At 72.3% G+C, this 21857-nt stretch carries 18 protein-coding genes; 4 read left to right on the forward strand and 14 right to left on the reverse strand.

What is annotated here, in order from left to right:
• Positions 1-103: 103 nt before the first annotated feature.
• Positions 104-3115: an FG-GAP-like repeat-containing protein gene (locus tag ACF073_RS10575; RefSeq protein ID WP_392068355.1), complete on the forward strand. Its 3012-nt coding sequence runs from the start codon at positions 104-106 to the stop codon at positions 3113-3115.
• A gap of 105 nt (positions 3116-3220) precedes the next feature.
• Here ACF073_RS10575 and ACF073_RS10580 read toward each other — a convergent pair whose 3' ends face one another.
• The 7 genes from ACF073_RS10580 to ACF073_RS10610 form a co-directional block, all read right to left on the reverse strand.
• The gene (locus ACF073_RS10580; protein WP_392068357.1) at positions 3221-4090 is read right to left on the reverse strand and encodes a carbohydrate ABC transporter permease; all 870 of its coding nucleotides are present in this window, start codon (positions 4088-4090) and stop codon (positions 3221-3223) included.
• Complete coding sequence (locus ACF073_RS10585) at positions 4087-5049, reverse strand: carbohydrate ABC transporter permease (RefSeq protein ID WP_392068359.1); 963 nt, start codon at positions 5047-5049, stop codon at positions 4087-4089. Before ACF073_RS10585 ends, ACF073_RS10580 begins: the two co-directional genes overlap by 4 nt.
• A complete protein-coding gene (locus ACF073_RS10590) occupies positions 5043-6413 on the reverse strand; it encodes an ABC transporter substrate-binding protein (RefSeq protein WP_392068361.1) in 1371 nt (456 codons plus the stop codon). The genes ACF073_RS10585 and ACF073_RS10590 overlap by 7 nt, the downstream gene beginning before the upstream one ends.
• Positions 6410-7390, reverse strand: a complete 981-nt coding sequence (locus ACF073_RS10595) for a GNAT family N-acetyltransferase (protein ID WP_392068363.1) — start codon at positions 7388-7390, stop codon at positions 6410-6412. Before ACF073_RS10595 ends, ACF073_RS10590 begins: the two co-directional genes overlap by 4 nt.
• Positions 7391-7469: 79 nt before the next feature.
• Positions 7470-8666: an exo-beta-N-acetylmuramidase NamZ domain-containing protein gene (locus ACF073_RS10600; protein ID WP_392068364.1), complete on the reverse strand. Its 1197-nt coding sequence runs from the start codon at positions 8664-8666 to the stop codon at positions 7470-7472.
• Between the two features lie 131 nt (positions 8667-8797).
• Positions 8798-9397: a 2'-5' RNA ligase family protein gene (locus ACF073_RS10605; protein ID WP_392068366.1), complete on the reverse strand. Its 600-nt coding sequence runs from the start codon at positions 9395-9397 to the stop codon at positions 8798-8800.
• Positions 9398-9443: 46 nt separating this feature from the next.
• Positions 9444-9851: a RidA family protein gene (locus ACF073_RS10610; RefSeq protein WP_392068368.1), complete on the reverse strand. Its 408-nt coding sequence runs from the start codon at positions 9849-9851 to the stop codon at positions 9444-9446.
• A gap of 97 nt (positions 9852-9948) precedes the next feature.
• Between ACF073_RS10610 and ACF073_RS10615 the strand changes: the two genes are divergently transcribed.
• Positions 9949-10332 carry a winged helix-turn-helix transcriptional regulator gene (locus ACF073_RS10615; RefSeq protein ID WP_392068370.1) on the forward strand — a complete coding sequence of 128 codons (384 nt, stop codon included), beginning with the start codon at positions 9949-9951 and terminating at the stop codon, positions 10330-10332.
• 67 nt (positions 10333-10399) lie between these two features.
• On the opposite strand, the gene ACF073_RS10620 is transcribed toward ACF073_RS10615, so the two are convergent.
• The 4 genes from ACF073_RS10620 to ACF073_RS10635 all read right to left on the reverse strand — a co-directional run bounded on the left by ACF073_RS10620 (position 10400) and on the right by ACF073_RS10635 (position 14555).
• Positions 10400-11245: a carbohydrate ABC transporter permease gene (locus tag ACF073_RS10620; RefSeq protein WP_392068371.1), complete on the reverse strand. Its 846-nt coding sequence runs from the start codon at positions 11243-11245 to the stop codon at positions 10400-10402.
• Complete coding sequence (locus tag ACF073_RS10625; RefSeq protein WP_392068373.1) at positions 11242-12270, reverse strand: carbohydrate ABC transporter permease; 1029 nt, start codon at positions 12268-12270, stop codon at positions 11242-11244. Before ACF073_RS10625 ends, ACF073_RS10620 begins: the two co-directional genes overlap by 4 nt.
• Positions 12271-12275: 5 nt before the next feature.
• Entirely contained in the window at positions 12276-13574 is a 1299-nt protein-coding gene (locus tag ACF073_RS10630; protein WP_392068375.1) for an extracellular solute-binding protein, read from the reverse strand.
• Between the two features lie 210 nt (positions 13575-13784).
• Positions 13785-14555: a polysaccharide deacetylase family protein gene (locus ACF073_RS10635; protein WP_392068377.1), complete on the reverse strand. Its 771-nt coding sequence runs from the start codon at positions 14553-14555 to the stop codon at positions 13785-13787.
• Between the two features lie 345 nt (positions 14556-14900).
• Here ACF073_RS10635 and ACF073_RS10640 point away from each other — a divergent pair, with 345 nt between their 5' ends.
• Positions 14901-17633 carry a M4 family metallopeptidase gene (locus ACF073_RS10640; protein ID WP_392068378.1) on the forward strand — a complete coding sequence of 911 codons (2733 nt, stop codon included), beginning with the start codon at positions 14901-14903 and terminating at the stop codon, positions 17631-17633.
• A 189-nt stretch (positions 17634-17822) separates the two neighbouring features.
• Here the strand turns inward: ACF073_RS10640 and ACF073_RS10645 are convergent, their stop codons facing one another.
• Positions 17823-17978, reverse strand: a complete 156-nt coding sequence (locus ACF073_RS10645) for a DUF6131 family protein (RefSeq protein WP_173456762.1) — start codon at positions 17976-17978, stop codon at positions 17823-17825.
• A gap of 616 nt (positions 17979-18594) precedes the next feature.
• Between ACF073_RS10645 and ACF073_RS10650 the strand changes: the two genes are divergently transcribed.
• A complete protein-coding gene (locus ACF073_RS10650) occupies positions 18595-19467 on the forward strand; it encodes an SGNH/GDSL hydrolase family protein (RefSeq protein WP_392068380.1) in 873 nt (290 codons plus the stop codon).
• A 22-nt stretch (positions 19468-19489) separates the two neighbouring features.
• Here the strand turns inward: ACF073_RS10650 and ACF073_RS10655 are convergent, their stop codons facing one another.
• Positions 19490-21001, reverse strand: a complete 1512-nt coding sequence (locus ACF073_RS10655; protein WP_392068382.1) for an oxygenase MpaB family protein — start codon at positions 20999-21001, stop codon at positions 19490-19492.
• Positions 20998-21687 (reverse strand): polyprenyl diphosphate synthase, encoded by a 690-nt coding sequence (gene uppS / locus ACF073_RS10660; RefSeq protein ID WP_392068928.1) that lies wholly within the window; start codon positions 21685-21687, stop codon positions 20998-21000. The genes ACF073_RS10655 and uppS overlap by 4 nt, the downstream gene beginning before the upstream one ends.
• Positions 21688-21857: the final 170 nt, after the last annotated feature.

The raw sequence follows: 21857 nt of genomic DNA on the forward strand, positions 1-21857 counted from the left end.
GCTCGCGAACACATGTGCGGGGCGTCATGGGGTGACGCCCACCGCACCGCCACAATCACATACAGGGGGAACCGTGCCCGAACGGCACCATCGGCCGGCGCGCTTGGGGAGAGCCGCCGCCGTCACCACCGCGCTCGTCGTCACGGCGGGCCTCGCGCTGCCCGCGCTCGCGCCCGCGTACGCCGTCACCGGCGGAGTCACCATCACCGCGCCCGACGCGGACGCCGACCGCCGGCTCACGGTCGTCACCAGCACCCGCCTCGGCGCGGTGTACCAGGAGGAGGGCACCGACGGCTACGTCTGGGCCGGCTCGGGCAAGGCGGTCCCGGGGCTGGCCGGCGTACCCGCGGCGTCCATCTTCTTCACGAGCGACTACGACAACTGGGTCTTCTACTCCGCCACCGCCGACGACGGCCGCACCCGCGTCGTGCGGCTCAAGCTCGACACCGGCGCCACGTCGGCCCTGACACTGCCCGAGGGCTACCAGCACCCGCAGGTCAGCGACGGCTTCGTGCTCGCCGTGCAGCAACTCTCCGACGGCACCCGCGCCTACCGGGTCGTCCGGGGCACGGACTCGGGAACCGTCTACGACGTCCCGGTGCGGCTTCCCGAGGGAGCCACGGCCGAGGCCGAACCCGAGATCCTCACGGGCGAGGGCACCGACCTCGTCGTCCGCTACCAGCAGGACGGCCGCGCCGCCTACGGCATCGTCGACGCGATCTCCGGCAAGGTCACGCCCCTCCAGGTGACCGGGCCGGCGAGCAGCTTCCGGCTCGACCGCTCCTGGGTCTCCTGGTACACCCGCGAAGGCGGGGCCGGCGTCCGGATCAGGGCACGCGCCAGCGCGGGCGGCGCCCCCGGCGTCCGGACCGTGCCGACGTCGGCACCGGACAGCGAGGTCACCTCCTTCCTGGTCGGCGACTACCTGCTGTGGTACGAGGGCTCGGGCGGCCCGCTGCGCAATCTGTCGCTCGGCCCGGACACGCCCCCGGTGCTGGCCGACGTCGAGCGGGCCTGGCAGTTCGGCAACGAGCTGACCGTGCTCGGCCGGGCCACCCCCGACGGCCCGCGCACCCTGTTCTCCGTCGCGGTCGACGGCAACGGCGACGTCGCGGCCACACCCCGGCACACCCTGCCCCCCGTCCACTACGACGGCTCGGTCGGCGCGCTCGGCCTCGACCGCGGCACCGTCCGCTTCCTCAACACCCTGCGCGGCACCGGCACGTTGCACAGCCAGGACATCGGCACCGCCCTGGCCCCGGCCGCCGGGGCACCGCTCACCCCGGCCGCCACCTCCGACAGCACCGGCCCGGGCCGCTTCGCCGACGGCGGCGACGAGGGCCTCGCCCAGCTGACCGCCGACCCGGCCACCGGCAAGGACGTCCTCGGCACCGCCGACGACCCCGCCGGGAACATCCCGCTGCCCGCCGCGGACGGCCGGATCCTGGACGTCTCCCCGCAGTACGTGCTCTACCAGGGCGGCGGCAGGCAGTACGTCGTGGACATCACCGCCGGCAAGGTCGTCCGCGAGCAGCGGGCGCAGGCCGCCGCGCTCGACTACAGCACCCTGTGGACACCGGGTGCCGCGGCGGGCCAGATCACCGGCACCAGCCTGCGCACCGGCAAGACCGTCCGCACGCTCACCGCCGACGGCAACTGCGTTCCCGGCGACCTGCGGACCAACGGCACCCTCCTGTACTGGAGCTGCCCCGCGCAGAAGAAGGCCGGCATCCTCCGGCCCGCCCAGCCGGGCTACAGCTACCAGGCCCCCGTCGGCGACGTCCTCCTCGGCGACGGCTTCTTCGGCGCCTACGACCCCGCCGCGAAACTGATCCGGCTCACGCGGCTCTACAACGACGTCGCCGACCCCCTCGACCCGATCCGCGGCGTCGCAGGCCTCACGGCGGCCGACAGCCGCGGCGTCGTGTGGACCGTCGACCCCCGCTCCAACAAGGTCGCCTACGTGGACGCGGACGGCTCCGTCCACGTCGTCGCCGCCTACGACCAGACGTGGACGCCGGCCCGGATCGGCGTGCCCGACTCCGTCGCCCCCGCCGCCTTCGCGGCGGCCGGCGGCAGTGCGCGCTGGCAGGGCCGCTGGTGGCTGTCCAAGCCGGCGTCCTCCTGGAAGCTGAGCGTCAAGAGCGCCGCCACCGGCGCCGTCCAGCGCACCTGGCAGGGCGGTGCCGCCCGCGGTTCGGTGCGGGTCGCCTGGGACGGCAGGAACGCCTCCGGCGCCCTCGTGCCCAACGGCGCCCACACCTGGACGCTCACCGCCACGCCCGCCGACGGGGCGGGCGCCGCGCTGTCCGTCTCCGGCACCGTCCAGGTCTCCGGTGCCGCGGCCGTGGCCCGCGACTACACCGGCTCCGACGGCATCGGCGACCTGATCACCCTCAGCTCGTCCGGCTCGCTCAGCATCCAGAAGGGCAACGGCAAGGGCGCCTTCGCCGGCCAGGTCTCGGGCTCCGGCTGGCCGGCCTCCGCCAAGGCCGTCCCGGTCGGCGACCTCGACGGGGACCGCTGCAACGACGTCCTGGTCCGCCTTCCGGGCGGCACCCTGCGCGGATACCGGCCCGGCTGCGGCAAGGCCCTCACGCCGTCCACCCGGTACACCGCCCTCGGCACCGGCTTCGACCAGTACGACGTCCTGACCTCCCCGGGCGATGTCACCGGCGACGGACGTGCCGACCTGATCGCACGGAACGCCCGCACCGGCACGGTGTACCTGTACAAGGCGACCAGCGCGGGCAAACTGTCCGCGCGGGTCAAGCTGTACGCGGACTGGCGGGGCTACAAGAAGGTGGCCGGCGCAGGGGACCTCAACGGCGACGGCCGGGGCGACCTGCTGGTCCAGGACCGGTCGAACACCCTGTGGCGCTACAACGGCACCGCCTCGGGCACCTTCGGCGCACGCGCCAAGGTCGCCGCGAACTGGGGCTCCTCCTACAACGCCGTGGTCGGCGCGGGCGACCTCACCGGCGACGGCAAGGCGGACCTGATCGCGCGCGACAGCTCCGGCGCGCTGTGGCGCAGCGACGGCGACGGCAAGGGCTCCTTCGGCACCCGCACGAGGATCGCCACCGGCTGGGGCGGCTACAAGGGCCTGTTCTGACCGGTACAGCGGCGAACGGCGTCCCCGGGCCGGGGGCGCCGTTTCTCGTGCCGGTGCGTCGGCGAACTGCGTAGGCGAACGGGCGGCCGGCCGCGAGTGCGACCCTCACTTGAGACCGCTGAGCATCACGCCGCGGATGTAGTACTTCTGCAGCAGCAGGAAGACGACCAGGACCGGCAGGACGCTCAGCACGAGACCGGCCATGACGATGGGCATCGTACGGCTCGGGTCGACGTGGTCCTGCAGGAGCTGGATGCCGACGGGCAGCGTCATCACGTCGGGGTCGGCGGTCGAGACGAGCAGCGCCCAGATGTACTCGTTCCAGGCGTCGACGAAGGTCAGCAGCCCGAGCGTCACCATGACCGGAGTGGTCTGCGGCAGGACGATCCGCCACCACACGGTGAACTCCCCGGCCCCGTCGATGCGCGCGGCCTCCAGGACCTCGTCCGGGATCGAGACCATGAACTGGCGCATCAGGAAGATTCCGAAGCTGCTGACGAGGAACGGCACGGCCAGCGCCACGATGCTGACGGTCAGTCCCGCGCCGCCGCGCCCGAACAGGTCGTTGCCGCCCGCCAGCGGCCAGTGCACCAGGATCAGGAAGTGCGGGATGAGGTAGAGGAACGGCGGGAACATCATCGTCGACAGCACCAGGCGGAAGACGAGGTCCCGGCCGGGGAAGCGGAGTTTGGCCAGCGCGTAGCCGGCGAGCGACGAGGTGAGCAGCACCGATCCGGTGATCAGGGCGGTGGCGACGACGCTGTTGCGGAAGAGCACCGGCAGATCGAGCTGATCGACGGCCGCCCGGTAGTTGGAGAGGTCGAAGGCCTCGGGCAGGAACCGGTACGGCAGCGTGCCGGCCTCGCCGGGCCCCTTGAAGGACGTCATCACCATGTCGAGGAACGGCACCACGGTGAGCACGGCGCCGGTCACCACCACCAGATACGACAGCCACGGGAACCTTCGGCGGCTCACGCGTCCTCCCCTCTGCGCCGGAAGATCCACAACTGCGCCAGGGTGACCACGAGGACCACCGCGAACAGCACGAAGGCGGCGGCGCTCGCGGCGCCCCAGTCGCCGTAGCTGAAGGCCTGCCGGTACATCTCCAACGCGGCAACGTTGGTCGCGTCGCCCGGGCCGCCCTTGGTCATCACGATGATCAGCGCGAACGACTGGAGACCGGAGAGGAACTGGGTGACGCACACGAACAGCAGGGACGGCCGCAGCAACGGCAGTGTGATGCGCCAGAAGACGGTGACGGGCCCGGCGCCGTCGAGCGCGGCGGCCTCGTAGTAAGACTCGGGGACGGACTTCAGTCCGGCGGTCAGGACGAGGATCGCCGAGCCGACCGACGCCCACGCCTGGACGACCACGACCGAGGGCAGCGCGGTGTCCGGATCCTGGAGGAACGCCACCGAGCCGAGCCCCAGGGCGTTGAGGACGCCGTTGACGAGCCCGCCCGGCTCGTACATGAACTTCCACACATTGCCGACGGCGACGACGGTCGTGACGATCGGCAGGAAGTACAGGGTGCGCCACAGCCCCTGGAAGCGCAGCTTGTCGATGCAGGTGGCGACCGTCACGGAACCCGCGAGCGCGAGGGCCACGGTGCCCAGCGCGAACAGCAGCGTGTTGGTGAGGACCGGTGCCAGGAACGTCGAGCCGTCGGCGAAGAGAGCGGTGAAGTTGTCCGGGCCGACCGGATCGATGTCGCCGAGGTCGAACCCGGCCCACCGGGACATCGACAGCAGCAGCGCGAAGCCGAGCGGAAGGGCCAGGAAGACGGCGTAGAACAGGAGGGTCGGCGCCAGGAAGAGATAGGCGACGACGGCCTGGCGACGCCGGGCCCGGCCGCGCCCGTCCGCCTCCGGCGCGGCGGGCCGGCGCCGGGCCGCCGCCCGCTCGGTCGTCTCCGGCGCCAGGGTGTTCACCATGAGCGCGCCACCTCCAGGTCGACCTGGCGGCGGATGGTGCGCAGTGCCTGGTCGACCGAGCGCTGCCCGGTCCACAACTCCTCGATGTTCTTGCGCAGCAGCGTCTTGGCCTGCTGAGCGCCCGGCACGTTCGGCTCGGGCACCGCGTAGGCCAGTGCGTCGAGGAACGGCCGCTGGTTCGGATCACCGCCCGTGCCCAGGAGCGTGCGCATGTCGTCGGCGCGGCCGGTCAGGGAGCCGACCGACACCTGAAGACGGCTCATCCGGGTCGCCGTCCCACCCCGCACCCGCACCTTCTCGGCGTTGAGCCAGCGCAGGAACTCCCACGCCTCGCGCGGATGTCCGCTGGCCGTGTTCACCCCCATCATGAAGCCGGTGGCGAGCGTGGCGCGCTGGTCGTCGGCCGCGGGGACCGGGACGGGCGCGACCCCGACATCGCGGTAGTCGCCGCCCATCAGGGCCTTCAGACTCTCGGTCCACCAGCCGGCACTGACGACCATGGCCACCTGCCCGGAGGCGAACGCCTGGTAGACGTTGACGCCGGGGGCGCTCGCGCCGCGCTCGACGAGGCGGTGCTCCAGATCGAGAACGGCCCGTCCGGCCGGCGAGTCCAGGGCGGTGCTCCTGCCGTCGGCGGAGACGAACCGTCCGCCGGCGGCGCTGAGCAGGGCGAGCGTCTGGCCGACGGTGGTGGAGTCGTCGAACGTCGACAGGCCGAAGCCCTGGACCAGCGTATTGCCGTACCGGTCCCGCTCACTGGTGCGGTAGGCCGCGTCCTCCAGCTCGCGCCAGGTGCGCGGCGGGCCGCTGATGCCGGCCGCGCGCAGCAGGCGCTTGTTGTAGTAGAGGGCGTAGGTCTGCACCTCGGTGGGGTAGCCGTAGACCGTGCCCGCCACCGACACGGTGCCGACCGCGGCCGTGCCGTAGCCCCGCCGGATCTCCTCGGCGTGCCCGGACGGCGCGGGCCGCAGCACACCGGCCCGGACGAGCTGGCCGTTCCACAGGCAGTACGGGTGCAGGATGTCGGCGCCCTGGCCCGCGGCCTGCCGGACCATGAACGTGGTCAGCAGATCCGTGAACTCGACCGCCTTCGTCCGCACCTTGACCCGGTCGTGCGTGGCGTTCCACTCGTCGACCGGTCCCCGCAGAGCCTCCTTGAGCGCCCCGCTCGCGTAGTGGGAGAGCAGGGTGAGCACGACCGGATCGCCGGGCCGTCCGGTGCCCTGGTGCGGTGCGGCGCATCCCGGCACGAGCAGGGCCGAGGGGAGCGCGAGCGCGAAGTGACGGCGGCTCAGGCCGCCTCCGCGCGCCGGTGGCCGACAGTGGCCCGGACCGTCGGCGCGGGCACGGCCGGCCCAGGTCATCGGGCCGCCTCCCGGCGCAGCACACGGAACACCCGGGTCGTGGTGAAGCCGGCCTTGCGGTACAGGTGGCCCGCGGGGGACTGCTCGCCGGTCCACAGGAACCACGCGCTGTGCGCACGGCGGGCCCGCATCCGCTCCAGGACCAGGTGGAGGAGGACCTCGCCGAGTCCGGTGCCGCGCATCTCCTCCAGCACACCGATCGGGCCGAACCGCTCGTCCACGCCGTCGAAGGCGCCGTGCATCGCCCAGCCGGTCATGCGGCCCGACGGGTCGCGGACGACGACGATCCGGTCGAGCGGCGTGCCCGCGGCCAGACAGGCCCGGATCGTGCAGGCCCAGTCCGGGCCGAAGCGGCTGCCGGCGAGCGCGAGGAGATCCACCAGGTCGTCGTCGGACGGCGTGGCGAACCGGTGGCCCCGCGCGGTCAGTTCGTCCAGGCGGCGCGCGACGGCGTCGGGGAGTCGGTAGCCGACCAGGCCGCGGTCCATCGCCGCCGCCTCGCACAGCGTGCGGAAGCCGAGGGACTCCAGGAGCCCGGCCGCCTCCGGGTACGCCTCGGCGTCCAGACCGGGGAAGACGTAGTTCGGCGTGTACGAGGAGAAGTCCACCCGGGTGCGGCCGTGGCCGTGCAGCCAGTCGAGGGCCTCGGTCAGCAGCCGGCGGCCGAGACCGCGCCCGCGGGCGGCCGGGTCGACGAAGAAGAACGGGATCCAGCCCTGCTCAGGCTCCAGATCGGTGCCGGCCAGCGGCGTCAGCCGGCGCACCGCGTAGGCGGCGCCGACGACACGCTCGCCGTCGACGGCGACCCGGAGCCCCGCCGGATCGAAGTTGGCGTCGAGCAGCACCAGGGAGCGGAAGCGGTCCGGGGTGATGGGGTCGGCCGGCACGCCGCGGCGCCACGCCTCCAGCAACCGCGGGCCGTCGCCCGTGCGAAAGCCGCGGATCGAGGTACGGGTCGGCGTCGTGAGATCGGTCATCGACGGGTCGTCCTTCCAGTTGTCCTGCCTGCGCGCGGGTGGTCCTGCCCCGTACGGGCCCGCCGCGGGGCAGGACGCCTCAGGGGTAGCGCAGCACGTCCTCGCCGGCCCACCGGCCGGGCGGCGCCGGGGGATCGCACAGCGGCAGCGGGTCGCCGCCCGCGTCGAGGGTGTGCCGCAACCGGTCCGAACCCCACAGCAGATCGATGAAGTGCCGGTGACCGGTGCCCTCCGCGCCGCCGTCGGCGGTACGCCAGGCGAAGTCGCCCGGGTACAGCCGCCGCAGTACGGCGAGTATCGCGACGGCCGTCCGTACCGGGGCGAACGCCGCGCGGTCGGTGACATGGAGCTGCACCCCGCGCAGCGGCCGTCCGGCGTGTTTGTGGAAGGCCGGGACGAACCGCAGATCACGGAAGCGCACTCCGGGCAGGGCCAGTTCGGCGAGCGAGGGTGCGAACCGCGCGTCGATGTAGGGTGCCCCGACGATCTCGAAGGGCTGTGTGGTCCCCCGGCCCTCCGACACGTTCGTGCCCTCGAACAGACAGGTGCCCGGGTAGACGGCCGCGGTGGCGGGCGTCGGCATGTTCGGCGAGGGCGCGACCCACGGCAGACCGGTGGTCTCCGCGTCCATGGCGCGCTGCCAGCCGGCGGCCTCGATCACCGTCAGGTCCGCCTCGCCGCCCGCCGCTCGGGGTACGGCCTCGATATTGAGGTACCGGGCGAGTTCGCCGCAGGTGAGCCCGTGCCGCACGGGCACCGGGGCCCGCCCCGTGAAGCTGCCCCACGCCGGTTCCAGCAGCGGGCCCTCGCTGACGAGTCCCCCGAGGGGATTGGGCCGGTCGGCGACCACGAACCGCACGCCCGTACGGGCCGCCGCGACCATCAGGTCGAACATGGTCCACACATAGGTGTAGAAGCGGGCCCCGATGTCCTGCAGATCGAAGACCAGGGCGTCGACACCGCTGTCGGCCAGCAGCTTGTCCAGGCGCTCGCCGTCGCACCGGTAGGTGTCGTGCACCGGCAGGCCGGTGGCGGGGTCCGTGCGCGCGTCCTCGCTCTCGCCGGCCTGCCCCGTCCCGTGCAGCCCGTGCTCGGGACCGAACAGGGCGACCAGCCGCGCGCCGGCCTCCAGCAGCGCGGGCGCGGCCGGGCGCAGGTCGGGGAGGACGCCGGTGTGGTTGGTCACCAGACCGAGCCGGCCGGGCCCGGCGAGTCCGGGCGACGCGTGCAGCCGCGCGATCCCGGGCGTCACGGCGACGCGGTCGTCCGTGCTCATCCTTTGCCCCCGTCTGCCGGTGACATCTCGAAACGGTGCTCGGAAATGTACTGGCATGTCCGCTCATTTCGAGCCGGACGCGCCCGGACGGGGACGGGAGACGGTCCGGCGCCCCGCCGGCGGGGCCCGCGTCAGTCCTCCCGCGGCCGGCGGACCTCGCCCGTGCCCAGGGCGATCACGGCCCGGGGCCGCATGGGCTCCGTGCCGCGGCGGGAGAGCAGGACCACTTCCTCCACCACCGCCGACAGCGTGCCGAGCCGGACGGCGCACTCGGCGGCCAGGCGCTTCGGGTCCTGGGTGCGGCCGAGCGAGAGATGCGGGATGAAGCGCCCGCCGGGACCGTGGCAGAGCGGAAACCACTGCTCCAGGTCCCGGTGGAGGCGGGCCCACGGCGCCGGCCCCGCCGCGGCCGGGTCGAGCCACACCGTCGCGTGGTGCCGGTGCCGGAAGGAGCGCACACCGGCCATGCGGGCGGTGAACGCCGTGCTCTGCGACGCCCCGGCGGACAGCAGCGGCACGGCCCGCGCGAACTCCTCCTCCGGTACGAACCCGAAGAGCAGGTTCACATGCGGCGGCCAGCGCCGTACCTGCGGATCGTGCTCCCAGCGGATGTCCTGGATCGGCGGCCAGAGGTCCCGCGGCGGCAGCCACGCCACCGCCGTCCGGGCGGTCGGCGCCACCATGAGCGGGCCGGCCGGTCCGGCTCCGCCACGGGCCGCGTCGCCGTTCACATGACCATCGTGCCCGGTCCGTCCCGCAGGGGGGGACGCCGTCCGGTCAGTCGAGGACCGCGACCGCCTCGACCTCGACCAGGTGCTCCGGGACGTCAAGCGCCGCCACGCCCAGCAGTGTGGCCGGCGGGACAGGGGTCACGCCCAGCCGCGTGGCCGCCCGGGAGATCCCCTCCAGGAGCAGCGGCATCTTGTCGGGGGTCCAGTCGACGACATGGACGGTCAGCTTCGCCACGTCGTCGAACGAGCCGCCGGCCCCGGACAGGGCGGTCGCGATGTTGAGATAGCACCGCTCGACCTGCGCGGCCAGATCGCCCTCGCCGACCGTGGCCCCCTCGGCGTCCCAGGAGACCTGTCCGGCGATGAAGACCAGCTTCGAGCCGGCCGCGACCGACACCTGCCGGTAGACGTCGATCTTCGGCAATCCGTCGGGGTCCACCAGGGTGACGGCCATGATGCCTGCCTCTCGTGCTCTCTTGTGGTTACTGGGAAACCGTAGGAGAGTGGCCGCTGACATGGAAGAACGCACTCCTCGGTGACTGGGGAACCTCATGGTGACCAAGCCGTTCACGGGCTCGCCCAAGGACGAGGCGGATCTGACCCGCGCGGACTCGCTGGCGCGGGAGATCTTCTCGGACCTCGCCAACAAATGGGCGCTGCTGATCATCGACGCCATCGGGAACGACACCCGGCGCTTCAGCGAGCTGCGCGACGAGATCGAGGGCATCAGCCACAAGATGCTCACCCAGAACCTGCGCACGCTGGAGCGCAACGGCCTGGTGGACCGGTGTGTCCACCCCACCGTGCCGCCGCGCGTCGAGTACACCCTCACCGAACCGGGCCGGGCCCTGCGCGTGACGGTCGCGGGGATGTGCGACTGGACCCACCGGTACCTCGGCCACATCGAGACCGCCCGCCGCGGATTCGGCGCCTGACGGCCCGTGCCGCGTCCCGGTCAAAGGCCCGGACCGGCGCCGCCGTACGCGGCGGCGCCCGGCCGCGTCAGTCCTTCACCGCTCCGCCGAGACCGGAGACCAGCCGGCGCTGCACGAGGACGAAGAACACCAGGACGGGGATCGTCATCACCGTGGACGCCGCCATGACTCCGCCCCAGTCCGGATCGTCGGGCTTGTAGAACACCAGCAGCGCCATCGGCAGCGTCGACTGCGAGGTGTCGCTGATGATGAACGACTTGGCGAACAGGAAGTCGTTCCAGGCGGAGATGAAGGAGAACACGCTCGTGGCCGTCAGGCCGGGCAGCGCGAGCGGGAGCAGGATCTGCCACAGGAACCGGGTGCGGCTCGCCCCGTCGAGATACGCGGCTTCCTCCAGGGAGTCCGGAACGGCCTTGACGAACCCGCGCAGCATCCAGATCGCGAACGGCAGCGAGAAGGCGATGTGCGGAAGGATCAGCGAGCCCAGCGTGTTCAGCTGGCCGAAGTCCCGCATGAGGAAGAACAGCGGGATGGTGAGCGCCTCCACCGGCACCATCTGGGCCACCAGGAACATGATCAGCAGGGTGGTCCGGAAGCGGAACCGGAAGCGGGTCACGGCGGTCGCGGCGAGAAAGGCGATCAGCGCGGAGGCCACGACGACACTCACCGCGACGACGAGGCTGTTGAGGAAGTACCGGCCGAACTCGTGCTGTTCGAACACGCGCCGGAAGGAATCCAGCGAAGGGGAGGACGTCCAGGGCCTCGGCTCGGCGGACTCGATCTCCCCGGCCGGCTTGAAGGCGCTGAGCAGCATCCAGTAGAGGGGAAAGGCTACGACGGCGGCGATCAGCAGTGCGCTCGCCTCGGCGGCCAGCCGCCAGGGGCGCCGCACCGCACCGCGTACGAGACTCACAGCTCCTCCCCTTGGCGGCGCAGCAGCCGCAGATACCCGAGTGTGACGGCGAGCAGGATCAGCAGCGTCACGACACCGATCGCGGAGCCGAGGCTGTACTGCGAGGACGCGAAGGCCTTCTGGTAGGCGTAGACGTTGAGGACCAGGTTCTGCCCCGCGATGCCGCCGCCGTTGGTGATGACGTAGATCTGGGTGAAGACCTTGAAGTCCCAGATCACCGACTGGACGGTGACGATGACCAGGATCGGCCGGAGCATGGGGGCCAGCACCGAGCGCCAGATCCGCCACTGCGAGGCGCCGTCCAGGGCGGCGGCCTCCAGCACCTCGCCCGGCACCGCCCGGATGCCGGCGTAGACGGTGATCATCACGAACGGGAAGGAGCACCACACCACTTCGAGCAGGACCAGGAGGAACGCGGTGTACCGGCCGTAGGTCCACGAGAAGTCGCCGAGGCCCAGGAGGCGGTCGACCGGCCCGAAGTCGGGGTCGAAGAGGAACAGCCAGACCGTCGAGCCGGTGATCGTCGGTGTCGCCCATGCGCCCAGCGCGGCCAGCATCAGGACCAGCCGCGGCACCGCGCGGACGCGGGTGAGCAGGACGGCGAGGGCGCAGCCCACCGCGAGCGTGCAGACCACACACGCCGCGGCGAAGCCGACCGTCGCCAGCAGCACCTGCCAGAACTGGTCGTCGGCGAACAGTTCGGTGTAGTTGGCCAAGCCCCGGAAGCGGGCCGGCTCGCCACCGCTGACCTGGGCCTGGGTGTACTCGAGGAACGAGATCAGGCCGAGCTGGTAGACGGGGTAGACCAGCAGCCCGCCGAGGACGACGAGGGCGGGCGCGAGATAGAGCCAGGGGGTCCAGCCCCCGCGGGGGGCCGGCCGGCGGCGGGGCTTCGAGGGTGCCGGTGCGGTCCGGCGGCCCGTCCCGCTCCGGTCCGGTCCTGCCCCCTCCGGCCGGCCGGGACCCGGCTGTCCGGCCGTGGTCACCGTGCCGCCCCGGTCCGGCGGAAGTGCCGCGTCGGTCATCCGTGTCACCCCACGGACCCGAAGGCGTCGTTCATCTTCCGTGCCGCGTCCCCGGCGGCGGCCGGCACGTCCTTCTTGCCGCTGGCGATCTCCTGGAACATCGTCGGCAGCACCAGCGAGGAGTCGATCTGCGCCCAGGCGGGCGAGGCCGGCACGAACTCGGTGCCCGCGGTGAGCGTCTCGACGAACGGCTTCACGAACGGCTCCTTGGCCGCCGCCTGTTCCCGTACGTCCGTGAAGGTCGGCAGGAAGCCCATCGCGTCGAAGAGCGCGCCCTGCGTCTTCTTCGAGGCGAGCCGCTTCATCAGGTCCACGGCGAGCGTGCGGTGCGAGGTGCTCTTGAGGACGCCGATGTTGTTGCCGCCCGCGAAGGCCGGCGCGATCGAGCCCGGCTTCACCCCCGGCAGCGGAACCACCGCGTACTTCCCCTTGACCTTGCCGGCCTCCACGGCGGCATGGCTGAAGTCGCCGCCGATCGCCATGGCCGCCTTGCCGGAGGCGAACGCGGTCACCGTGTCGTTGCCGCCCATGCCCGCGCACTTGGCGGCGGGACAGTTGTCGTCGCCGAAGAGGGAGGTGTACGCCGTGATGCCCTTCCGGGCGTCCGCGCTGTCGATGGCGGAGGCGTACGAACCCTCCTTGCCGGTGGCCAGCTGACCGCCGTTGGCCCAGATGAACGGCATCGCGCCGTAGGTGTAGGCGCCGCCGACGGCGAGGCCGTACAGATCGGGCTCGGCCGCCCGGATCCGCTTCGCCGTGGAGATCAGCTCGGCCTGCGACTTCGGTACGCTCAGGCCGAGTTCACGGAAGACGTCGGTGCGGTAGTACAGGGCCCGGACGCCGACGAAGTACGGCGCCCCGTAGACCTTCCCCGCCACGGTGACCGACTGCCGGGCGGTCGGGTCGGCGTCCTTGGACTCGCTCCAGGAGTTGAAGTCCCCGGTGACGTCCGCGAGTCCGCCGTCCTTCACATAGCCGGCGGTGTCGGTGTTGCCGTACTCGATGACGTCGGGCGCGGACTTCGGATCGTTGAAGGCGGCCTTGATGCGCTGGGCGCGGGTTTCCACCGGGATGTACTCCACGGTGACCCCGGCACCCTTGTGCGCCTTCTTGAAATCGGCGAGGACCGTGTCGACGACACGCTCCTTGGGCTTGTTGCTGACCTCCTGGAAGAGCCAGACGCGCAGCGTTCCGGTCTTCTCGTCCTTGCCGGAGGAGGAGTTGCCTGAGGTCTGGGGCGCGCAGGCGGTGGCCAGGGCGGCGGCGAGCGCGGTGAACCCAACAAAACGGACGGACAGCTTCATGGAGAGCTCCTCCGATGATGCGTTGCAGCCTGTGCAACGGCTGTTTCGCTGTGCACAACACATCGGAGGCTAGAGACTTCATGAACACGCCCACAAGAGGTCTCAACCACCTTGTGACCGGCGGACGCACGCTGTGCAACGCCCCGGCGGCACAAAGCCCCCAGGGCGTCCAAAATCCTCCGGCGGACCCGTCCGCGCCCGGCCCGGGGCTCAGCGCACGGGGAAACCGAACGAGTAGCCCTGCTGCTTCAGCCAGGGCAGCAGGGTGCGCAGCGCCACCACCGTCTGGGAACGGTCGCCGCCCGCGTCGTGGAACAGGATCGTCGGGCCGTTGGACAGCTCGGTCTTGACGGTCGTGATGATCGCGTCGCTGCCCGGACGCTCGAAGTCCTTGGAGTCGACGTTCCAGCCGAGCGGCCGCATCCCGTGCGAGGCCGCCAGATGCCGGCTGTACGGGGTGAAGGCCCCGCCCGGCGCCCGGTAGTACATCGGCCGTACGCCCCCCGACGCCTTGGTGATCTGCCGTTCCGCGTCGACTATCTGCTGCGACTGGTACGACTCGGACTTCTTGTCCATCGTGGTGTCGTGCGACACGGTGTGGTCGCACAGCCGGTGGCCGGCCGCCACCACCTGCTTGACCAGATCCGGATGCGCCTCGGCCTGGCCGCCGACCATGCAGAACGTCGCCTTCACGCCGTTGTCGCGCAGCAGTCGGAGCACCTGCGGGGTCCAGACCGGGTCCGGGCCGTCGTCGATGGTGATGTTGACCGCGTGCGCGCCCCCGTCGGAGGAGTGGGCGATGGTCTCCGACACGTGCGCCGGCTTCTGCGCGGGCCGGGCGCCGGCGCCCGCTGCGCCGGATCCGCCGTCGGTCTGACCGGCCTGCGCGGTCCACACCGAGGTGGCCGCCGCGACCGCCGTGACCCCTACGGCCGCCGCGACCACCCGGCCGTACCATCCCCGTCCGCCATGCCGCGCCATGTCCGTCCCGCCCCCTGCTGTGTCGATGGGTTCCGTGCACCTGGCAGGACGAGCGGATCCGGGCACGGGATCCGGCTGTTACGGATCACGGACAATTCCGGGTCGCTTCCGCGACAGACGCCTCCCGCCGGGGGTCCGGAAATCGCCCGTTGTCGCGTCCTGCCTGTTGAAGCACCGGCGCACCACCCCTTCCAATGGGCCTGCCCGGCGGCGGCCTGCCGCCCGGCAACGGCCTTATCCGTGTGGGGGGTTGGGAACACAGTGCGTCATTCCAGAACGCGCGCCGAGCATCCGGCGGCAGGACCGAGATCTCGGCGGAACGCTTTATCCGGTGCGGCGGCGCTCTTGGGCGCCGCCGCACTCGTCGTCTCGGCGGCACCCGCCCACGCCGCGCCCGCGGCACCCCGGACGACCGCCGTGGGCGGGGACACGGCGACACCCGCCCTGGTCGACGGCATCCGGGAGCAGGCACCGGCCGCCCGGACCGCGGCCGACGCGGCCCGCGGATACCTCGCCGCACGCGAGGACCGCTACCGGATCACCGATCCGGGCCGGGACCTGGCGCCCGCGGGCACCCTCACCTCGGGCGGCCGGCAGACCGTACGGCTCCGGCAGACGTACCACGGGGTACCGGTCCTGGGCGGCCAGTACATCGTCCGCATGGAGCGGCGCGACGGCCGCCGGATCGTCACCGGCACCTCCGGCAAGTACTTCACCGGGCTGCGCACCGGCACGACCGCCGAGGTCGACGACGCCCTCGCCGTCGAGCGCGCGGTCGACGCCGTACGCCAGGACCTCACGGCCCGCTCGTTCGACGCCGGCACGGACGGCGAAGCGGACACACCGCTCACCGGCACCTCGCACGGCCTGGTCGTCGTCCCCAACGGCACCGGCGTCCTCACCCGCCACATCACCGTGCGCGGCACCGACCCGGCGCACGGCGAACCGGTGCTGCGCGAGGTGTACATCGACGCCCGGGCGGGCTACCCGGTCCTGCAGTACAGCGGGATCCGCACCTTCGGCGCCCCGGCCGGCACGGCCGCCCGGGGCAGCGCGGCACACACCACGGCGGACGACCCCGCACCCGGCCCCGCCGGCTCCGGCGTCCGCCTCGACGGCACCACCGTCCCGCTGGGCATCACCCGCGACGACACCCGCGACACCTTTGTGCTGCGCGACCGCACCCGCATCCGCGCCAACCCCGACAACGCCCTGGCCACCTGGGACGCGCGGGGCCGCTGGGTGAGCGACCTGTCCGGCGCCTGGCCCGAGGACCTCAAGGAATTCGCCTCGCCCACACCCGAGTTCACCGGCGAGGCCACCGACTCCGGCGCGGTCGACGCCCACTGGGCCGCCGCCCAGGTCTACGACTACTACCAGGGCACATTCGGCCGGGACAGCCTGGACGGGCACGGGATGACCGTCAACTCCCTGGTGGGCGTCACCGAGTACGGGCAGCCGTACGTCAACGCCTTCTGGGACGGCGGGAAGATGGTCTACGGCTCCGGCGACGCCGAGTACCGGCCGCTGTCGGCCGCCCTGGACGTGGTCGGCCACGAGATGACCCACGGCGTGATCCAGCACTCCGCCGACCTGGTGTACGCGGGCCAGTCCGGCGCGATGAACGAGGCCATCGCCGACTACTTCGGCAACGCCATCGAGGCCGGCGTCCGCCGCCTCCCCATGGACGACCCCGACTCCGGGCTCCTGGGCGAGACCCTGTGCCGTACGAAGGACCCGCGCGCCTGCGCGTTCCGCGACCTCAACGACGGGCGCACCACGGCCGGTTCCTTCCTCGGCATCGGGTTCGGCACCGACAACGGCGGCGTGCACCTGAACTCGACCATCTTCGCCGGCGCGCTCTGGGACATCCGCGAGGACCTCGGTCCCGACCTCGCCGACGCGGTGGTCTACAAGGCGCTCACCGAGTACCTCACCCCGCTCGACGGCTTCACCCAGGGCCGCGACGCCGTCGTCGCCGCGGCCAAGCAGCTCAAGGTCGGCGGGAAGAAGCTCACGGCCGTCCAGCGCGCCTTCACCGCGCACGGCATCGTCCCGCACTGGGAGAAGGCCCTCGGCATCGACTCCGACGTGCTGCTCTCCCGCGTCAACACCCTCGACAGCCACCTCGGCGCCGGCGGCGGCTGGTGGGCCGCCTCGAACTCCAACGAGTCAGGCTCCGAGCCGTACTCGGTGTGGGCCGGCCGCACCGACGGCAAGGGGCAGCTGAAGCTGATGAGCCCCAACGACGGCCGCTACCACGTCAATCCGGCCACCGACGGCAAGACGGTGGTGTGGCAGGCGCACGGGGCCGACGGCGTGGACATCCTGGCCCGCCCCCTGGCGGGCGGACCGGTGCGCACCCTGTGGCACGGCCGCAGCGTCGGGACGGCGCTGGGCGTCGACGGCGACACCGTGGCCTTCGCCTACTACAACTACGGCGGCCGGCCCGGCGTGGCCTATCTGAGTCTGAAGGACCCGTCGAACGTGGTCACCATCGGCGGCGGCACCTACCACCGCTCGACCTTCCCGTCCGTGCACGACGGCAAGGTCGTCTACCAGGACCGGCAGCGCGTCCGCGCGGTGTACGAGTCCACCACCCGGCTGATCGACGTGGCCACCGGCGAGCAGAAGGTGATCCAGCGGTCCGACCCGCAGAGCAGCCTGGGTCCGACGGCCCTCACCGGCGACCACGTCTACTGGCTGCTCGACAGCGTCGACGAGAACGGCACCACCACGCTGCGCCGGGCCGGACTCGACGGCTCCGGCGTCACCGACCTCAGCCCCGAGAGCGGCCCCGGCGCCCTCGACATCGCCGACCTGACGGTGTCGGCGGACGCGGTGACGGTGGTCGCCCGGACGCCGTCGTCCGAGATCAGCAACGCCGCGCTGGCCAAGCTCTGGCAGTTCACGCCGGACCGCACCGGCGACGGCACGCGCCGGAGCCGGGTCTCCTGCAACCGGGGCGAGCAGCTCTCCGCAGCGGCGGACGGCGCAACCCGCGTCCTCTGGCTCGACGCCACCACCGGTGTCAGCGAGGTGGTGACCCGGGCCCGGCCCAGCGGCACCTGCGCCTGACCCGCACACCGAGCGGCCCGCCGGAGTCCGCTCCGGCGGGCCGCACCCACGCGCAGCGGCGCCCCCCGGCCGGGGGCGCCGCTGATGGCCACGAACACGTACGCGGCCGGATGGCGTCGGGCAGGAGGACCGACGTGGTCCAACGGCCCGGGGCCCGAAGTGCGGCGACAGCCGCTGCTCACCAATAGCTCACCAATAGTGGCGTCGGCCGGCGACCGCGTGCCCCATGGATCCCATGATCCAGAGGATGGCTCCGACGACCAGCAGGATCACGCCTATGGTCCACAGGATCGAGATGCCTGTCAGGAAGCCGATGATGAGCAGGATGACACCGAGGGCGATCATGATGTGCCTCCAGCCGGTTGTAGTGTTCCTGGACACCGGGTGCCCCGAATACGGCACTCTTCGCACCCGAGGCGGCAAAATCTTCGCGTGAGGGCATGATCGCCGCTCCCCGTGCTGGTGGAGGCCGGTGCGGAGGCTGAGGTCCGAGTTTCAAGAAGTTCGGTCCACCGTGTTGACTCGCCGGTGCGGCGGCCGCACATTACCTATCGGTAGAACCGCGCGGTAATCCCGCGGCCGGTGTCCCGGGGCCGTCGAGCGCACCCCTGCGCGCCCGCTCGGCCCGTCCATGCTCCAGGCACGCCCCCGCACACCTTCGCACACCGTCGCACGCCTTCGCTCGATCGAGCCGCACCCCGATCGAGTCCGCATCACGCAGTACGTCGAGCCGCAGTACGTCGAGCCGCACTACGTTCGAGCCGCTTCACGCATCCCGAGCGAGCCCATCCCGGGCGAGCCGTACCCCGATCGAGCCGCATCCCGGTCGAGCCGCATCCCGGTCGAGCCGCATCCCGATCAGGCCGTCTCGTTCGCGCGATCCACCATGCCCGCGGCACCCCCGTGCCCACGGCACCCCATGCCCGTCCGTCCCGTGTCCCGTCCCGAGATGGGAGAGCACATGCCCCTGCCTGCCCTGCGCCGTGTCCTCACCGCGGCCTCCGCGGCCGTCGGCGCGCTGGCCCTCGGCCTCACCGCAGCCCCCGCCCAGGCCACCGCACCCCTGAACTACGCTGCCCTGGGCGACAGTTACAGCGCCGCGTCGGGTGTCCTCCCCGTCGACCTCAGCAGCCCGCTGTGCCTGCGCTCCACGGCCGACTACCCCCATGTCATCGCCTCCCGGACGGCGGCGCGGCTGACGGACGTCACCTGCGGCGCCGCCCAGACCAAGGACTTCGCCGAGGCCCAGTACCCCGGCATCGCTCCGCAGCTCGACGCCGTGACCGCGGACACCGACCTGGTGACCCTGACGATCGGCGGCAACGACAACGGCACCTTCATCAACGCCATCCTCGCGTGCGGCACCGCGGGCATCCTCAGCGGCGGCCAGGGCAGCCCGTGCAAGGACAAGTACGGGACGTCCTTCGACGACGCGATCGACGCCCGCACCTACCCGGCGCTGAAGGCCGCGCTCGGCGGTGTCCGCGCCAAGGCCCCCCGGGCCCGCGTGGCGGTGCTCGGATACCCGTGGATCACACCCGCCAAGGCCGACCCGTCCTGCTTCGCCAGACTGCCGGTCGCCACCGGCGACATCCCGTATCTGCACGCCCTGCAGGCGCACCTGAACGCGGTGGTCGAGCGCGCCGCCGAGGAGACGGGCGCCCGTTACGTGGACTTCGCCCAGGTCTCCACCGGGCACGACGCGTGCCAGGCCGTCGGCACCCGGTGGATCGAGCCGCTCCTGTTCGGGCAGAGCGTCGTGCCGGTCCATCCCAACGCGCTGGGCGAGCGCCGCATGGCCGAACGCACCCTGAGCGTCCTCGGGCTCGGCTGACCGGCCGCCGTCCCGCCGCGGGTCAGGCGCCGGCGAGCAGCGGGTCGTAGGGGGTCGAGCGCGCGCGGCCCGACATGAAGGAGAGGAAGTCCCGCACGAAGGCGGCGCGCGCGTAGGTGCCGTCGGCGTCGGTCATGTCCCGCCGGAATCCCGTGCGGAACAGCGCCCGGTACTCGTCCGCGTCGATGCGCTGGTCGCCGTCCGCGTCGGTGGCGTCGAAGAGCACCTCGGCGACCCTGATCAGGGCGGGGCCGGCGAGCGACGGCACGGCGGCGGCGTACTCCCCGGGACTGACGCGGCCGTCGCCGTCGGTGTCGAGAGCCGCCTGCAGCTCTCGCCACCAGTCGGCGAAGGCGTCGTAGAGCCGGGTCTCGGCCGGCTCGGCCAGGTCGAGACGGCCGGCGATTTCCCGGGCCATGGCGGCGAGGTCGGGCCAGTCCAGGAAGCCGTCGCCGGTCTGGTCGAGGACCGTCGTGAAGAACTCGGCCGCGTCGCGCCGCGCATCGGTTCCGTCGCCGGGCTCCGGCTCCGGCGGCAGCGGTGTGAGCAGCCGGACCAGGGCGGCGGCCCGTTTCATCCGGTCCCGGAGCGCGCTGACCGTCCGGGCCCGGGGGTCGTCGCTGTCGGGGGAGAGGCTGAGCAGCTTGGTCACGTGCTCGGTCTGCAGCCAGCCGTCCGGGAGGAAGCGGGCGAGGCCGGCCGCCAGATAGGCGCTCTGCATCAGGGTCCGGGCGCCGGGCATCTCGGGCAGCCCGGCCCGCCTGCGGAAGGACTCCGGAAGGGACGCCACGGTGATCACGCCGACGAGGGGGCCGACGACCGAGCGGCCCGCCGCCCACATGGTGGGCAGGCCCTGCAGCAACGGCGGCGCGGGAAGGTGGTCGAAGAGCTTGTAAAGGATGATCCGCATCGACTCCGTGTTCTCCAGCTCCTCCTCCACCACGCGGTCGTAGTACGGCCAGAACTCCTGGAGCGTGGGCGGCAGATGGCGCGCGTCGCCGTCCAGGACCGCGAGATAGGCCCGGTATTCGGCGTACAGCCGCTCCATGGCGGTCTGTTCCAGCGGCTGCCCGCTCAGCCGGCACATGGTGACGCTGCTCTCGAAGAGCGTCGCGACCACCCAGGCGCGCACCCGGGGATCCATCGCGTCGTACGGCCGGTCGCGCGCGTCGCTGCCCTTCAGCCGGGCGTGCAGCCGGTTGAGCCGGTCCGCCTCCCGTTGCCGCACCTCCTCGTCGGGGCCGAACATGCGCTGCAGGCTCACCAGGGTGTTGCGCAGCCGTCGCCAGGGATGGGCCACGAAGGTCGAGTTCTCGATCAGTGCCGCGCCGACCTGCGGATGCGCGGCTTCCAGTACGGTCGCCCGGAGGACGGCCAGTGCCCAGCGCGGGTCGCTGAAGAACGCGTGGAACTGGCTGCCCGGGCCGAACAGCGACCCGGGGACCCCGTCGTCCGCGGTGGATCCGGCTTCTGTGCCGTGCTGATCGGGTCCGGTGCCGGGGTTCCCGGGCTCGGCGCTGCCTGTGTCGGTCACGGTCGTGGTTCTCCGTCCGTGTCGGGCGTCACGCCGCCGAAGCGGCGCCGGCGCTGCTGATAGGTGTGCAGGCACTCCAGGAAGTGCGGTGCGCGGAAATCGGGCCAGAGGACCGACGGGAAGATCCATTCCGCGTAGGCGACCTGCCAGAGCATGAAGTTGGAGATGCGCTGCTCCCCGGAGGTGCGGATGACGAGGTCCACATCGGGTGTGTCGGGAAAGGGCAGATGCGCGGCGAAGCTCCGCTCGTCCACGGCCTCGGCGGGCACCCCGCTGCGGATCAGCGAGCGGGCCGCCGCCACGATGTCGCCGCGCCCGCCGTGATCGAACGCGACGGTCAGCGTCATGCCCCGGTTCTCGCCGGTCAGCGTCATCAGATCGGCGAAGTCCTGGGCCAGCGCCGGGGGGATACGCGGATCCGTCACCCCGAGGAATCGGCAGCGGATGCCGCGCGCGTGCAGCAGCGGGGCGTGTTTGCGCACCACCCGGCGGACCAGCCGCATCAGGAAGTCGACCTCGGCACCCGGGCGCCGCCAGTTCTCGGTGGAGAACGCGTACAGGCTCAGCCACCGCACGCCGGCCGTCCGCGCCGCCTCGATGACGTCGATCACCGTCGTCTCCGCCGCGCGGTGACCCGACGTACGGGGCAGCGAACGCCGGGCCGCCCAGCGGCCGTTGCCGTCCATCACACAGGCCACGTGCCGCGGCACCTTCTCGTGCGCCCCGTCCCGCCCAGGCCCTGGGGCCGGGCCGGGTGGCGAGGCGGAACCGCCGCCGACTTCCTCGAACCCCAACGCCTGCCCCCCAGCGGCAACGAGCCAACTTTCCCCATGTGCCGACCCGGCCCCCGCAACGG

The organism is Streptomyces sp. NPDC015171, assembly GCF_043079545.1.
GTDB lineage: Bacteria > Actinomycetota > Actinomycetes > Streptomycetales > Streptomycetaceae > Streptomyces.